This is a genomic window from Rhodococcus ruber, assembly GCF_027270735.1.
Taxonomy (GTDB): Bacteria; Actinomycetota; Actinomycetes; order Mycobacteriales; family Mycobacteriaceae; genus Rhodococcoides; species Rhodococcoides rubrum_A.
Genome location: NZ_JAPWIJ010000009.1, coordinates 72132 through 85764, shown reverse-complemented (window position 1 = coordinate 85764; position 13633 = coordinate 72132). Strand labels below are relative to the sequence as shown.

Below are 13633 nucleotides of genomic sequence, written 5' to 3'. Positions count from 1 at the left end.
TGTCTTCGTAGCCGTAGCCCACGCTCAACACGTTGCACCCGGCCTGCCCCAAGACGGGTACCAACGTCTGGCGACGGAATTGCAGACGCTCGCGTCCGACCTTGAGCCCTCCGTATAAACACGAAGCCCGACCCGACGAAAGACTTGGAGACATACATGAAGCAATCCGACTACGCCGCTCCGGAATGGCATTTCGCATCGACGATCGATGGGGATCGGTATGCCGTCATTACCGACCTCGATCTTGACTACGCCGGATGGTCGGTGGAAGTCGAGCAAGAAGGAGACATTCACATCGGCCAGGTGATGTCGAAAACCCTGTGGCGTGACGACGACACTGATTTCAACCTGCTCGGTCTCAGAGACTCTGTGGACGGTTGGGGCGCACCTGTCGAAGGCGGGGCACTGCTGACCGCGTTCTTCACCCCTGCGGGCACACGTCTCGCGATCGATCCTTGGGTCTACACCCGAGAATGGTTGGCAGAATCGCTTGTCGACCAACCGGTGGCACTCATCATCGACCTCGGCCCCAACGACTACATCCCCAGCGAGCACGAGTCCGACGACGTCCCGTGTGCTCAACTTCAGGTGATGGAGGACGAGGTATTCCTTGTTCGCCGCTCCCGTACAGAGCTCGGGCATCTACCGCTCGCCGACTACTCGACTGCAGCAATCACTCTCGATAAGTGGTACCTGCAGGAACACTTCGACGACTGCACCGACGGCTACCTGTTCACCAAGGATCGTCGCTTGGCCGCGGAAACCTGTGTCACGTGGTTTCGGGACAGCCAAGGCCCGGACGAGAAAATCGACATCGGCTGCAACTATCGATTCGCCGACCAACTTCTCCCTGAGGACCAGACGCTCTTCTAGCCTGACTGCACCTACTCGACGAGAGGGAAACATGAGTATCGGTCGCTGAATATGCTGTCGTGCTGGGAAACTCGTTTTCTCATGCAAGAATTCGGCCGCGGAAAAGACATCGCGCAGTTGCAACTATCGAACTCCTGATCGGTCGCCGCAACCAGGTTCGACGACTTCGATCGCGTGCCCGCCACAGGGCTGACTCCGGTTATGGTGATGGCGCAGCGAGCGCATTGCTCCCCCTCGCTACCGAGCAGCCGAACGTGCCGACTGACGCCGGGTACCAACCCGAACCGCGAGATCGCGTCCCTCCTTGAGGCCATAGCCAGCTGCTCGCCAATAGTGTGGAGACGACTCCACACAGATGCCGCACATCGTCCCCCGTAGGCGCGAGTTCATAGGCATACCGGGCAACTCGGGCTACCCGATGATCCACAGCCTCTTGAGCGTGCCTGTGCACACCGGCTGACTACTGTTCGCCGCTATGCCGCAACCATCGACTCGACAGGCCCTCGACGACCTGTTCAACGTGATCTTCCGCGACCGCATCCCGCGTTCGCCGCAGTTCGACCTGACTCCGACCGCTGTGTGGCAACTCGGAGTGTTCAGCGATGCGTTCGACCGGAGTGAGCCAGAATCACTCGTGGAAACGATCTCGGCACCCGTGCAAACCGACGATTGGACGATATGGCGCACAAACAAGATGAAGTACGCCAGATCTGACCGATCAGCGATTCGCTTCAACGACTACATCGAGTTCTCGGCGATCCCCGAACACGCTCATACCGTCCGGCTCGGGCAGCTCACGCTCGTCGACTGGGTCCTGGATCGGTGTCAGCTAGTCAAGGACCCCAGCTCGGGACGAACGATTTTCGACCCCAACGACATCAGTCGCCGTCACGGATGCCCAAGGCTGGTCGCAGATTTCCTCGCTACGACAATTGCGGCAAGCTGTAGCGCCGCACATCATTGGACGGGGGACGTTGCCGAGACCAGCGGTCTGTTCTAAACAGCGACGTAGATCTTTTCCCGATGCCAGGACAGATAAGAAATTTCCGGAGCGACCGAGTCCGGGCCTAGGAAGATCCGCTCTCCCAGCGGCGGCTTGCCCAGTGCATGCCGAAGTGCCGGGGTCGTTTTCACGTCGCTCGCAACACCCGGCGCATAGCTCACACTGAGGTCCTCGTTAACGGTGATCAGCCCGGAGTCGAACGCAACATCGTGCGTGGGGCACGCGGTGAGTCCATTCCGGAAGTCGAGCCGCTCATCATCCGAGCTATCACGCCACGGCTTGATATGACTCGCAACCATCATTCTCGGCCGACGCCGTCCCGCAATAGTTCCACTCAATCCACAAAAGACACAACAGTTTTGGTGATTCTGCAGAACCGATTGAGCGAACCGATGCTGGCCGACGCGTACGGCGAACGTGAACATTCTCTGAGTCGGCAGGACGGCCATTCCACTACCTTTTCGCCTGTGCTGCTCCAGCTTCCTCTCGAATTCTTTCTCGACGACACTGACGTCGAGTTCAGCCTGACCCTCGAGCTGTAAAGCGAAGCCATCCTCAAGGTGAAGGAAATCTGGCAACTCGACCTGATCGATGCCGAGGGACCGAGCAACATCGAATATGCGCAAGTAGAGACCCCTCAGCAGATCGAGATCTCGCAGCCGCTCAGCTACCTCGAGGTCATGCTTGCCACCGTGTGCTCGAGTCCCGTAAAGATTCGCCATCTTTGCGATGATCGACGTGGGTGGACGTTTGAATATCTGGGCCAAGTCCTGAACCGGGAATGGCGCACGAGAGGCAGATGCGCTTCCGTATCTGCTGTAGTCCATCACGAGAGAGGCACAGAAGCACAGCACAACTTCACACTGAACGAAATTTTTCTGATTGGTACCCGCGGGGACATGTTCGCGAGCGAGAACCGATAGCCACTGCTGTCGCAGCATGTCGTCGGTCGGGTCGATGAACGCCGCCACGCCGGAGCTCATTGAATCGGTAGTCATTCGCCTTCCAACAGAATCGCGACTACACCGCAGAGGTGGCGCACTTCGGCGACCGTGGGTGCCAGTTCATACGCATGGTGGTGGCACGCGTTGCTCAGTCTGTTCCACGCCATCGCAGCAGCGTCGGCGCGTTCCGTGGTGTCCAACGACCTCAAGATCACCAAGCGCGATCGCATACTCGGTCGCTCGATATCTACGCCCAGCGCTACGCAACGCTCGATTACCAATTCCTCCAACGCCTGGCGCGCGAGGAACGCGGCCAGACGCGCCGAACCGCCTGCAGCGCCGTGACTTCCGTCGAGCAGCAATTCCGCGTTCCTCAGCGCTACTGCCGGCGACGTTAAAATAGTCATTCGGCGAGGATCCCCTCGACCATCTTCCTCAGATCGTTCACCACTTCCCAGGTGATCGGCCGATCTGCACCTTTGTGAGTGCCGGCATTCGCGATGTGGAGTGTCGGGAAGCGTTCGGTGCGTAAGCCCAGCCACTGCGATAGGTCTCGTTCGGAATCCTGATGCACGGCCAGCGCAATCTTGTTACGAGTCTTGTGCACCGCCGACCACCGCTCCTCGGTCACCATCCGCGACTCCCCCGCCCTGTGTTGCTTTGCGTAGAACACCTGCTGCGCGGCCGATTCCAGAGCCAGTCGGAACAAGCCCGGCGCAACTCGCCGCTTGACGTCCTCCGGCACATTCTCGTCCAACACCAAGGCCCGCACATCGTTGAAATAGCGGGTCGCTTGATTCTGTGTCTCGGAAACACTGATGTTGGAACCTGGTTCGCGCATCACTTCCACCAGTCGAGCGTCGACTGCGAGTTGCCTGATCGCAGTGGCCAATCGGTCGTCGTGCGAGAACACGATGACCTGCCTGGTCTTCGCGAGCGTCGACAGCACCTTGATGAAGCCATCGATCTTCGCCGGATCCATCGCCTGGATCGGGTCGTCAAGCACGATGAATCGGAATGGACTGTTCGGCGTAGTCGCTCTGGGAATGAACAGTGCTAATGCCAACGCATGCAGCTCGCCCTGACTCATCACCGACAGCGCCTCGGACTCCACGCCGTCGACCGAGCCGGTCATCACCACTCGCCTGCTGGTGTTGTGGCCCACCAAGTTGATGGCACCGATGTCGACGTTGCTTTCCTGCCGCAACTCCGCCCAAATGTCGCGCGCCTGCTCGGCAATCGGAGCAAGCCGCTGATCCCTCAACTGCTTGGCATGCGAGGCAATCCACTTCTTGGCCACGTCGACGTTCTTGACGGCCTCATCCGCCTCTCGCGCCGCGGATTCGAGAGTGGCCCACGCAGCCAGACGTCCAGCAATCGGTGCCCACGTGTCCTCATGCTGAGCCGCCGCTTCCTCGGCCTCGGTGCGCAGCGCATCAGCAGACTCGATAACCGCGGGGAGCGCCGTAGCCAAGTGATCCGCCACACCGGAAGAACTCGACGGTTGCTCTCGCGCCACGGCGACGGACTCTTGATACTCGGACAAGGAAGGCAAGTCGACGCCCTCCACCGCGGTGGCGTCAGCGATTCCGTTCCCCAGTTCGACTGCGGCGCGCTGCGCTTGGTCGAGTCGGCGGCGGCTGTGCTTGTAGGCGGCCAGTTTCTGGCTCTGCTCGGCAAGCTGCGCCCGCGAGTGCTCGGCCCACGCATCGTCGAGCGTCCCCGTCGCGCAGACCGGGCACTCGATAGTGCCCGTCTCACTGTGCAGTCGCAGTGCCGCATCGAGCAGATCGTTGCGCTGCTCCACCACCGACAGTGCCTCATCAGCGGAATCCGCGGTATCGGCCGCAGCTGCCCGGAGCTCCGCCACTACCTCGTCGACACGCTGCTGTGTCGGGGCACTTAACGCTGCGAGCCGCTTCAAACCGATGAGCGCGGGCGAGGCCGATGCGTCGGCTCCGGTGGCGAGCGCGAGCACCGCGTCGAGATCCGCAACCCGCTTCTTGATCAGGTCTGCAGCAGTTTTCGCACGATCGTCCGACGCATCCGACAACAGGGTCTTGAGCTGGCGCAGGCTCTCCGCTGCTCGTTGCCGGGGTCCCTTGATCTCCTTGAGTACCGCTGCCAGTCGCTTCTCGGCATCGGTGATCTCGTCGAGTCCGAGGAGTTTGGCCAGGGCGTCGTGCAGGGTGGACGGCGTCGCGTCGAACAGTCCCCCGATTTCGTCGTAGGACAGGATCGGGCGATGTAATTCGACGGCAGACTTCCACCCAAGTGCATCGGTACCGGTGCTGCGCTTCTGCTTTCCCACCTGAGTCCAGGTGGAGCATCCCTTCAGCGCGGCATCGGAGGTCCAGTCGACACCGACAACCGTCGGTTCGGATCCTTCGATCGTGAGCCCTACCCGTACTTCGCACGGGTCTCCCTGATGCAGATTGCGCCAGGTGTCGGCCCACAGCTTGGCCTTGTTCTCCCAGCGGTAGCTCGAACCGGTGATCGCGAATTCGAGCGCCTCGGCAAAGCTCGACTTGCCCGATCCGTTGCGGCCACTGACGATCGTGATGCCCGGCGCGGGGTGTAGTTCCAACGCTGCCTTGGGCCCGATGCCGCGGAATCCCGCGACAGTGATCGAGGTCAGAAATGCACCGACCGGCTCTTCGACGAGCTGGCTCGCTGACGGCTCCGGAACGCGCGGGGTCGAGATGCCGTCGAGCAACTCTTGTAATGCTGTCGGCCCTTCGAGTGCGGCCAAAACGTAGTATTTGGCCTCGTCGGACAGGTCTTTGTCCGCGTCGATGGCGTCGATCACCACGTCGACGAGTGGCCTGTCGACAGCATTGTCGGCAACGGTCACCGGCACTCCCCTGTTCGTTCTGATGGCTAATCAGACCCCACAGTTCCATATGGGACCGACAGTTCGCGGAGAATCGGACACCGAGAGGCTCGAACTTCGAGCAGGTTCGGCTCCTCCATCGCAACTGCGAAGCCGGATTCCCTCTACCCACACGCGCCTTCGCACATTGTGGAGGGACCCGGGCACCGAGGACGCGGCCGAATACGCCTACTGTCAATTCAACTTGTGAACAGAGAGGAGCGACCGCGTTGAACGCTGAAGGTGTAGACGTCGAGCTACGGCTGGCAGCGATCGCGGAGACTGCACCGGAGCCGATACAAGAACACTGGGTGGAATTACAGGGCAGACGTTACCCACCCAAGCAGGTCTATCAACTGTTCAGCGGAAGACCGCGGGCCACTTTCACATCCCATCATGCATTGTCGCATCTCAGAGCGCTCGGACTCGAGACAAGTGTCTACACGGCGAAGTCAAAGGCAGCGTCACGGGATGCGCACATTGACGTTTCGCCGGAAGCCGGCGACGAATCAGCCGAATCGTTCGCCAAGTTGGCGGCGTTCATGAGTAGCAACATGCTGACCAGTCACCTTGCACACGCAGAATCCGCGCTCGCGGGTGCGGATGCCGCTGCGACCGCACGCATCATCGCCGATTTCGAATTCAGCGAGGACCTGCTCGATGCCGCACTGTCCGTCCGCAGACACGTGGGTCGACTGTCCGACGTCATCCACGCCACCACCATCACGCGGTGTCTGCCGCTCATCTTGGAGGAAGGCGAAATCATCACGGCGCGTCCGTCTCTCGGGGCAGGCAACGACCCCAGCAGGCCGTACGATCTGGAGACCGATAGGCGAATCGCTGAGTTCAAGGTCGCGCAGTGGAAGGGCGGCGACACGATGCGTAAGCGAGGTCTTTTTGCTGACCTGGTCCACCTTGCTCTGGACGAATCGACCCGCAAAGCCCAGATGTTCGTGGTCGGCAATCGACCAGCGAAGTTTCTGAGGACATCGACAACCACCGCGCAATGGGCGTTGGCGAGATCGTCCCCACATTTGCGCACTCGGTTCGATGCGGCGTTCGGCACGGATGTCATGACAGTTGCGGAGTTTACGAACGGACCGGGAAAAACAATCGAAATTGTCGACCTGAGCGAACTGCTGTCAGCGCTCGCCGAGCAGTGACTGCACCGGTTCACGTACGCCCGTCGGACAATGTGACCAACTGCTGAGGCAATGCTCCGTAAGCCTGCAGTCCCGCGAGCTCGGTCGTACATCGACGGATCATGCTCGGCGACAAGTGAGACTGCGGTTCCACGGGTACTGCTGTTGGGGTGGAGATGGGCGACTCGCGATCCGGTATGTTCCGCATTGCCACGGAATACTGCTGTTCACGATTTCCACGATGCACTGACCCCGGTGCCGAAGTCTTGCTGGACAACCGGGACCCAGGAGCCTGAACATGAGCCTTTTCCAATCCGCGAAAACTACTCGCAACCAGCTCCACCCACGCGTAGAGACGTGGACACAAAGGCTGTTTCTGTCGGTACCCGATGCTTCGATGGCGGTATGTCACGACTCGACGAGGGGTTCCCGCCGCCCACGGCCTGTGTGCAGTGGTGTCAGCACCGCAGCTACGACCTACACGTCCTCGACGACGGTGTCGAGGTGGACCTGGATTGGTGGAACGGCCACCTCGACCGGGCAGGCCACGATCTCCGGCTCCGCGGCCGCAACCTCGACGGCGAAATCGCCGAGTACGGCGGTGCCACCGTTCAGCGGAACGATCTACGGATCGGCACCGATCTGGCTGTAGGCAAACACGATTCGCTCGGCCTGTTGTTTCTCTGCGCGGCGTGGCAGGGCAGCCATCGGCACCGAAGAGCGATGCGGCGCTTCCCGGACGTCATGAACCCGCACCTCAGCCGTCCCGACGAGAACCCCGTCGCGAAGACCCTCGCTGTGCTCGACAGCTGCGTCCGCAACCGCGTAGTGCCCGACCATCCGAACTCGACCTGGTCCGGCTGGCCCGATGCGCCGGGCGTCGGCATGTCCCTGATGGCCACGTTCCTGTGGGCGGTGACAGCCTCGGTCTACGGCGGCCCGGCGCAGCTGATCGACCAATACGGTGTCTCGACACTCATCCACGAAGGGTGGCTCGAAGACCCGTCGGTCACCGGATTCACTCGTCGTCGATACGACCGCTACGTCGAACTCATCACCGCATGGGCCACCGATATCGGCACCAGCCCCGAGCTCGTCGAAATGTGGCTCGTGCAGCGCTGGAGCGCCCGACTGAACGAAGCACGACACGGCCGATACACCGCACCAACGTTGTTCTGAGCCACTCGACATACCATTGCAGCTCAACGGCATTGGTCAGGACAGAAGAGAGTTCATCATCCGCTAGTCACCATGCGCACGTGCGGGATTCCAGCGTCCAGGTAGTTCTCCCCCACGCGGACGAATCCGAAGCGGCCGTACCACTCTTCGAGGTGCGCCTGCGCAGAGAGTTCAACGACTCCGGGATATGCCGCCTGTGCAGCTTTCACGAGTTCTCCGGCGTGGCCCCGTCCCCGCGCACTGGCGGCAGTCGCGACTCGGCCGATGTGGATCGTGTCGTCGACGAGGACTCGAATGGTCGCCAGCACCTCACCGTCGTCGTCCTGCATCCAGAACAACTCCGTCGTCGGAAGCAGGTCGGTGCCATCGAGTTCGATGTCGTCGACAATGCGCTGCTCATGCACGAATACCGCGACCCGAAGCGCCATGATGCGGTACAGGGTGATCTGGTCGACGCGTGCCAGCGGGGCGTGATGAAGGGTAGGCATGGGGGTCCGTTCTGTCGAAGGTAGGGGCACGGTCACCGGTCGGTTGCGGCACTGCGGTCGACCACGTCGGTGATCGCGCGCTGGGCCAGTCGCTTCTGCGTCGCCGGCGGATACGTCTCGGGATCGAGTACCGCCAGAACCACGATGCCTTCCACCGCGGTGGCGATCTGCAGGGCGCACTCCGCGGCCTCGGCATCGGTGATGTGAGTGCCGAGGTCGGCAACGAGACCCGCTATGCGAGTGAGCCACTGACGCGTGTGGGTCACGTGCGGGTTCCGCAGCTCATCATCCGCGATCGCAGCCGCCGCGAAGCCCGTGAAAATTTTGGCCTCGACTATGCGCTCCTCGTCGAGCGGAAGCACCGAGCAGACAACGGAATACAGCCGCTCCGCCGCGGAGTGTGTGCCAACGGTACCGGACTCGTCGGCCCGTGCTGCCGTGCGCTCGAAGAGGGTCTGTCGCGCGTGCACCAACATCGCCGACCGGGAGCCGAAGCGGTGCATGATCAGACCGGTAGTGCAGCCCGCCCGAGTCGCGACCGCGCGCACCGTCGTCGCCTCGATTCCCAACTCCGCGATCGTGTCCCACACGGCCTGCGAAATGCGGTGCCGCGGATCGTCCGATTCGAGAGTCACTCCTCCTCACCTCCCTGCTCGCCGTAACACCTGTTACGGACGAGCGTAACAGCTGTTACGGCGAGCCCGCTTCCGAACGCCCCGGGAAGGGCTTGCCGAGACGAGCAATCCGCTTTACTGTTATTCCGTAATTACGGAATAACAACCAAGGAGCTCGAGATGCGACGCCTTACCCTGGTTTCGGCAGCCTGCGCGACGGTCCTGTTGATGAGCGGATGCGCCTCCACCGACTCGGACACAGCCGAGGCCGCCACTCCGACACCTGAGAACTGCGCACCCGTCACCTCGACCGACCTCGCCACCGAAGACGGGTGGATCGGACTGATCGATCAGGCACCCGACACCGTCGGCCTCGTGATCGACGACGGCCGCGGCAGAACCGTCGAGCATCGAGCCGATCAGGAGCAGGTCCTCGCATCGGCGATCAAGGTGGTGCATCTCGCCGCATACGCCCAGGCCGTCGCCGACGGCAGCATCGACCCGAACGAGCAAGTGTCGCTCGCAGATTGGGAGCGGTGGTACGTACCCAACACCGATGGCGGTGCCCACCCGAATGCCCTGAATCGCTTGGGGATCTCAAACACCGGCACCAATGCAACCGACCCAAACACCACGGTCCGCATCGACGACATCGTCACGGCCATGATTCAGGAAAGCGACAACTCCGTCCCCGACTTTCTCCGATACCGACTCGGCGGCCAAGCAATCATCGACGCGGCAGCGACTGGCGGGTGGGAGAACTTCGAGGTCCCGAGCCTGGTCGCCGATATGCTGTCGGTGTTCGACCCGGCACTCGCCGACGAAGACCGCTGGGAGACCGCGCAAAAGTGGGCATTCGATCCGCAGTTCCGAGCCCAGGTCGACGCAGCCGCGCAACAACCGACCTACGAAGACCAGGCCACCCGAGTTGAGAGCAGCTTTCGCGGCGGTTCGGCCGCACAACTCAACGGGATGTATCGCGCCTTCACGGATGGAACCTTCGGTACCGCGTCGGATACCATTCTGCGCCAACTGGAATGGCAACCCGCAGGTGACGGCGTTCTCGGTGTCGGCTTCAAAGGCGGCAGCCTCCCCGGTGTGCTGACCCAGGGATTCGAGGTGCGCCGCACAGACGGAACAGTCGCGACCGCGGTGTGGCTCACCGACGGATTCCCGGCCGATCGATTCGAGCAAGCAATGGCCGGAGCCGGCGTGCAGCAGCAACTCATCCTCGAGGCCATGCTCTCGTCGGACGTACTCGACCGGATAGCCTGCGTGGTGTGAGTTCAAAGTTCGAGTCGAGACTGGCAGAGCTGGAAGCCCGCGTCGCCGAGCTGGAACGACGCGACGCTCCCGAGCAGGTCGATGCCGCCCCGTCGACCGGCGGCATCGTCGCCTATCAGGGCGACGTGCGTCTGCACGGAACGGTCCGTTGGGACATCACCTACTCCGCCGACGCCATCGTCGACCTGCCTATCGCCTCGATGTCGGAAGTGCTTGCTGCACTGGGGCATCCGGTCCGGTTGCAGATCGTGCGAACGTTGCTGCGCGGTCCGGCGAACGCCGCTGATCTGCATGCCGCGGTAGGAGTCGGCTCTTCCGGCCAGATCTACCATCATCTGAAGACGCTGAGCTCGGCCAACATCGTCGAACAACAGGGCCGCGGTGACTACCGCATCGCCGCTAAACGGGTTGTGCCGCTTCTGGTTTCGATGCTCACGGCGGCCGACATCGCGGGAGACTTGGGTACCTGAAGCCTCACCGGATCAGGGAACCAGCACCACGCCGGCACCGGGGAGAAGAGTGTCGAGGTACGGCGAGCCCCACTCGGCACCATACGAGCAGTCGCGAGAATGCGTCACCGTCACCACAACGGGCCCCGAACCGGTGTTCGCCACCACCTCGAGTGGAAGGTACTGCTTACTGAAAGAGTTGTCCGCCGGTGGCGTCGGATCGTCCTGCCAATGCCGTAGATCGGCGGCACCCGTCGCACCTGTCGCGAGGTTTCGCCAGTTCAGGTTCAGATACCGGTAGGGATATTGGTCGGCGAACGGGGCAATGTTCGCGGCCGAGAAGCTAGCAACACCGGGCTCGTCGCCCACGGTGGCCTTCATCGGAATGGTCTGGAAGAAGCCGCCGGGGACGGCACCGGGAGCTATCTGGAAACCGGTCACGATGGGCACCTGCAGGTTACTCACCTGCGGGTCGGCCGCTGCCGTGCCTGCTCCGATTCCGAACATCAAGGGGACGGTGAGGACCGTCGCTACTGCCGCTTGCCGCAATGCCTTTCGCATACCTCATGCCTTTCGTCGATGTCGCGCAATGGGATTCCGAGTCGAAACAGAATTCGCACCCAGCGCTTCAGGTTGAAGCTGAAACATCAACTGGCTGTTGAGTGTTTCTTCCCTTCACCCTCTCAGGCGAAATGTCCGTTGTTCCATCCGTATACCGATTCGTGACGGGGTCGTGACCCGACGGACGTTAACAGACCGATCGGACCGTTCGATTTACCTGCCAAGAGGTGATGCACTCTGCAGCCACCGGTGAGGACGAACGAATGAGGCAAGTCCGCAACATCGTGGCCATGTGTGCCCTGGTCGCTGCTACCACCCTGACTCTTACGGCCTGCGGGTCTGAGGAATCGACCAGCACGGATGCAGCGCCGACCACCAATGCCGCTCCCGCTCCGTCGGCGGGTGGCTCTCCCGACACAGGAGGCGGCACCGGTACGGACGGGCCGGCCATAGAGACTTCCGAGGTCGTGACTCCGGCTCCAAAGCAGCCCACTGAAGCGGGACCTGCTGCCGTGCCACCTGCCCCGAACCGCGACGACGTCAACGTCGACGCACGCGACTTCGAGGTAGACGATGGCCAGTACTTCTTCCAATCCCCCAGCGGGAATGTGTTCTGCGCATTCAATTCATCCAATGCACCCGAAACGATCGTGGGCTGTCAGGTCCGCTACTCGGTGCCGGGCAACACCGGGCGCGAGTGCGCAAACACCGCAAACAACACCTACGGCGTGCAGATCAAACAGGACGGCACCGTCGAACAGATCTGCACCAACCAGGGAATCTTTTTCGGCGGGAATCCCGGCCCACGAGTTCTCGAATACGGCCAGGTCATCGGAGTGACAGGCAACTTCTGCCGGTCCACCGAAGCCGGCATTACCTGCTACGACGGCGACAGAGGCTTCATGATCTCCCGCGACGTCAACACCGCGTTCTGATGAAGGAGTTCCGAATGTTTCGAAGAACTGCTCTGCTCGCAGCCACTGCTGGCCTCGCTGTCGCGCTGACGGCCTGTGGGAGCAACGACGCCCCTGCTGCCGCCCCGAGCCCCGCTCCCAGCGCCGCATCGCAAATCCCCGCACCGCCCCAGGTGACCATCGCAAACCCCCCGGTCGACACCACGGACACTGCCACCGCACCGGAGACCGCCGATTCATCGCAGAGCAACGCGAACCCGGTGAACAACACTGCGCCGATCACACCCGTCGATCCGGCCCGCTACACCGCGTACGGCAACGAGGTCGGTTGGAAGTCGCCGTCCGGCAAGATCTACTGCAAGATCGGCTCCACCGAATTCGGGTCCGGTTGCCAGTCAGGAGATGCTCCGGTACCGGACGGCGCGAACTGCGTCACTCCCTCGTTCACCATCGACCAACTGAGCAAGGGCTTCTACATGACGCCGGGCAAGGTGACGCCGACCTGCTTCAACCAAGGCGAATTCGGCGTCGAGAACGCGCAGACATTGGAGTACAACACCTCCATCACGTTCAATGGGATGACATGCTTTTCCCGCGTCGAAGCGATGATCTGCGACGCGGGCGGCGGGCATGGCTTCGTGTTGTCGATGCAGCAGGCGACGTCCAACTGATGGCGGGACACAGCAGGCGCGTGGCCCTCGTCGCCATTACGTTTACCGGTGTACTGCTGACGGGATGCAGCAGTTCGGACGACCTGACCGATGCGGTGCCGTCGGTCATCCCCACTGTGGTCGCGGGTGCACCGGCTACATCGACCGCGGCGGCACCGCAGGTCACTGTGGCTCCGCAGACGGGTGGCAGCCAGCCCGAGTCCGATTCTGCGACAACACCATCGGTCGACTCCGCGCCGATCACTCCCGTCGACCCGGCCCGATATGTCGCTGTCAACAACGAGGTCGGATGGAAGTCGCCGTCGGGCAACATCTATTGCAAGCTCGGCTCCACCGCGTTCTCGTCCGGCTGCCAAGCCACGGACGCACCCGTGCCCGACGGCGCGGACTGCGACAAGCCACCCTTCTCGGCGGACGAGTTGAGCAAGGGCTTCTTCCTGGACCCGGGCAAGGTGACGCCGATGTGCTTCAACCAAGGCGCTTTCGGGGTCGAGAACGCGCAATCGCTGGACTACAACACATCGATCTCGCACCTCGGCTACACCTGTTACTCCCGAGTCGACGCTATGGTCTGCGACGCGGGCAGCGGACACGGTTTCGTGTTGTCGATGCAGCAGGCGACGTCCAACTGATCAGCGA

Annotated in this window: 15 protein-coding genes; 9 read left to right on the top strand and 6 right to left on the bottom strand. The window is 62.0% G+C overall.

Features of this window, described 5'->3' with window-relative positions:
- Positions 1 to 156: 156 nt before the first annotated feature.
- A complete protein-coding gene (locus O4220_RS27840) occupies positions 157 to 873 on the top strand; it encodes a hypothetical protein (RefSeq protein ID WP_332112855.1) in 717 nt (238 codons plus the stop codon).
- 475 nt (positions 874 to 1348) lie between these two features.
- Positions 1349 to 1873: a type ISP restriction/modification enzyme gene (locus O4220_RS20745; RefSeq protein WP_269607368.1), complete on the top strand. Its 525-nt coding sequence runs from the start codon at positions 1349 to 1351 to the stop codon at positions 1871 to 1873.
- On the opposite strand, the gene O4220_RS20740 is transcribed toward O4220_RS20745, so the two are convergent.
- From O4220_RS20740 to O4220_RS20730, 3 genes are read right to left on the bottom strand one after another with little or no spacing between them, the layout of a single operon-like run.
- The gene (locus O4220_RS20740; RefSeq protein WP_269607367.1) at positions 1870 to 2874 is read right to left on the bottom strand and encodes an HNH endonuclease; all 1005 of its coding nucleotides are present in this window, start codon (positions 2872 to 2874) and stop codon (positions 1870 to 1872) included. The genes O4220_RS20745 and O4220_RS20740 overlap by 4 nt on opposite strands.
- A complete protein-coding gene (locus O4220_RS20735; RefSeq protein ID WP_269607366.1) occupies positions 2871 to 3227 on the bottom strand; it encodes a hypothetical protein in 357 nt (118 codons plus the stop codon). Before O4220_RS20735 ends, O4220_RS20740 begins: the two co-directional genes overlap by 4 nt.
- Positions 3224 to 5674: an AAA family ATPase gene (locus O4220_RS20730; protein ID WP_269607365.1), complete on the bottom strand. Its 2451-nt coding sequence runs from the start codon at positions 5672 to 5674 to the stop codon at positions 3224 to 3226. The genes O4220_RS20735 and O4220_RS20730 overlap by 4 nt, the downstream gene beginning before the upstream one ends.
- A gap of 560 nt (positions 5675 to 6234) precedes the next feature.
- Here O4220_RS20730 and O4220_RS20725 point away from each other — a divergent pair.
- Both O4220_RS20725 and O4220_RS20720 read left to right on the top strand, forming a co-directional pair.
- Entirely contained in the window at positions 6235 to 6855 is a 621-nt protein-coding gene (locus tag O4220_RS20725) for a hypothetical protein (RefSeq protein ID WP_269607364.1), read from the top strand.
- Positions 6856 to 7239: 384 nt separating this feature from the next.
- Positions 7240 to 8013, top strand: coding sequence for a hypothetical protein (locus O4220_RS20720; protein ID WP_269607362.1), 774 nt, complete (start codon positions 7240 to 7242; stop codon positions 8011 to 8013).
- 56 nt (positions 8014 to 8069) lie between these two features.
- Here the strand turns inward: O4220_RS20720 and O4220_RS20715 are convergent, their stop codons facing one another.
- Both O4220_RS20715 and O4220_RS20710 read right to left on the bottom strand, forming a co-directional pair.
- Complete coding sequence (locus O4220_RS20715) at positions 8070 to 8501, bottom strand: GNAT family N-acetyltransferase (protein ID WP_269607361.1); 432 nt, start codon at positions 8499 to 8501, stop codon at positions 8070 to 8072.
- 32 nt (positions 8502 to 8533) lie between these two features.
- Positions 8534 to 9136 (bottom strand): TetR/AcrR family transcriptional regulator, encoded by a 603-nt coding sequence (locus tag O4220_RS20710; RefSeq protein ID WP_269607360.1) that lies wholly within the window; start codon positions 9134 to 9136, stop codon positions 8534 to 8536.
- Between the two features lie 159 nt (positions 9137 to 9295).
- Between O4220_RS20710 and O4220_RS20705 the strand changes: the two genes are divergently transcribed.
- Positions 9296 to 10399: a serine hydrolase gene (locus tag O4220_RS20705; RefSeq protein WP_269607359.1), complete on the top strand. Its 1104-nt coding sequence runs from the start codon at positions 9296 to 9298 to the stop codon at positions 10397 to 10399.
- A complete protein-coding gene (locus O4220_RS20700) occupies positions 10396 to 10869 on the top strand; it encodes an ArsR/SmtB family transcription factor (protein ID WP_269607358.1) in 474 nt (157 codons plus the stop codon). The genes O4220_RS20705 and O4220_RS20700 overlap by 4 nt, the downstream gene beginning before the upstream one ends.
- Before the next feature lie 12 nt (positions 10870 to 10881).
- Here O4220_RS20700 and O4220_RS20695 read toward each other — a convergent pair whose 3' ends face one another.
- A complete protein-coding gene (locus O4220_RS20695) occupies positions 10882 to 11409 on the bottom strand; it encodes a hypothetical protein (protein WP_269607357.1) in 528 nt (175 codons plus the stop codon).
- A 263-nt stretch (positions 11410 to 11672) separates the two neighbouring features.
- Here O4220_RS20695 and O4220_RS20690 point away from each other — a divergent pair, with 263 nt between their 5' ends.
- The 3 genes from O4220_RS20690 to O4220_RS20680 are packed head-to-tail and all read left to right on the top strand — an operon-like array spanning position 11673 to position 13626.
- Entirely contained in the window at positions 11673 to 12344 is a 672-nt protein-coding gene (locus O4220_RS20690; protein WP_269607355.1) for a hypothetical protein, read from the top strand.
- 14 nt (positions 12345 to 12358) lie between these two features.
- Entirely contained in the window at positions 12359 to 12994 is a 636-nt protein-coding gene (locus O4220_RS20685) for a hypothetical protein (protein WP_269607354.1), read from the top strand.
- A complete protein-coding gene (locus O4220_RS20680; protein ID WP_269607353.1) occupies positions 12994 to 13626 on the top strand; it encodes a DUF6636 domain-containing protein in 633 nt (210 codons plus the stop codon). Before O4220_RS20685 ends, O4220_RS20680 begins: the two co-directional genes overlap by 1 nt.
- Positions 13627 to 13633: the final 7 nt, after the last annotated feature.

What these genes read in the sequence shown, in the direction of transcription:
- O4220_RS27840 (WP_332112855.1), top strand. Translation starts at nt 157, where the DNA reads ATGAAGCAATCCGACTACGCCGCTCCGGAATGGCATTTCGCATCGACG.
- O4220_RS20745 (WP_269607368.1), top strand. Translation starts at nt 1,349, where the DNA reads ATGCCGCAACCATCGACTCGACAGGCCCTCGACGACCTGTTCAACGTG.
- O4220_RS20740 (WP_269607367.1), bottom strand. Translation starts at nt 2,874, where the DNA reads ATGACTACCGATTCAATGAGCTCCGGCGTGGCGGCGTTCATCGACCCG.
- O4220_RS20735 (WP_269607366.1), bottom strand. Translation starts at nt 3,227, where the DNA reads ATGACTATTTTAACGTCGCCGGCAGTAGCGCTGAGGAACGCGGAATTG.
- O4220_RS20725 (WP_269607364.1), top strand. Translation starts at nt 6,235, where the DNA reads ATGAGTAGCAACATGCTGACCAGTCACCTTGCACACGCAGAATCCGCG.
- O4220_RS20720 (WP_269607362.1), top strand. Translation starts at nt 7,240, where the DNA reads ATGTCACGACTCGACGAGGGGTTCCCGCCGCCCACGGCCTGTGTGCAG.
- O4220_RS20715 (WP_269607361.1), bottom strand. Translation starts at nt 8,501, where the DNA reads ATGCCTACCCTTCATCACGCCCCGCTGGCACGCGTCGACCAGATCACC.
- O4220_RS20705 (WP_269607359.1), top strand. Translation starts at nt 9,296, where the DNA reads ATGCGACGCCTTACCCTGGTTTCGGCAGCCTGCGCGACGGTCCTGTTG.
- O4220_RS20695 (WP_269607357.1), bottom strand. Translation starts at nt 11,409, where the DNA reads ATGCGAAAGGCATTGCGGCAAGCGGCAGTAGCGACGGTCCTCACCGTC.
- O4220_RS20690 (WP_269607355.1), top strand. Translation starts at nt 11,673, where the DNA reads ATGAGGCAAGTCCGCAACATCGTGGCCATGTGTGCCCTGGTCGCTGCT.
- O4220_RS20685 (WP_269607354.1), top strand. Translation starts at nt 12,359, where the DNA reads ATGTTTCGAAGAACTGCTCTGCTCGCAGCCACTGCTGGCCTCGCTGTC.
- O4220_RS20680 (WP_269607353.1), top strand. Translation starts at nt 12,994, where the DNA reads ATGGCGGGACACAGCAGGCGCGTGGCCCTCGTCGCCATTACGTTTACC.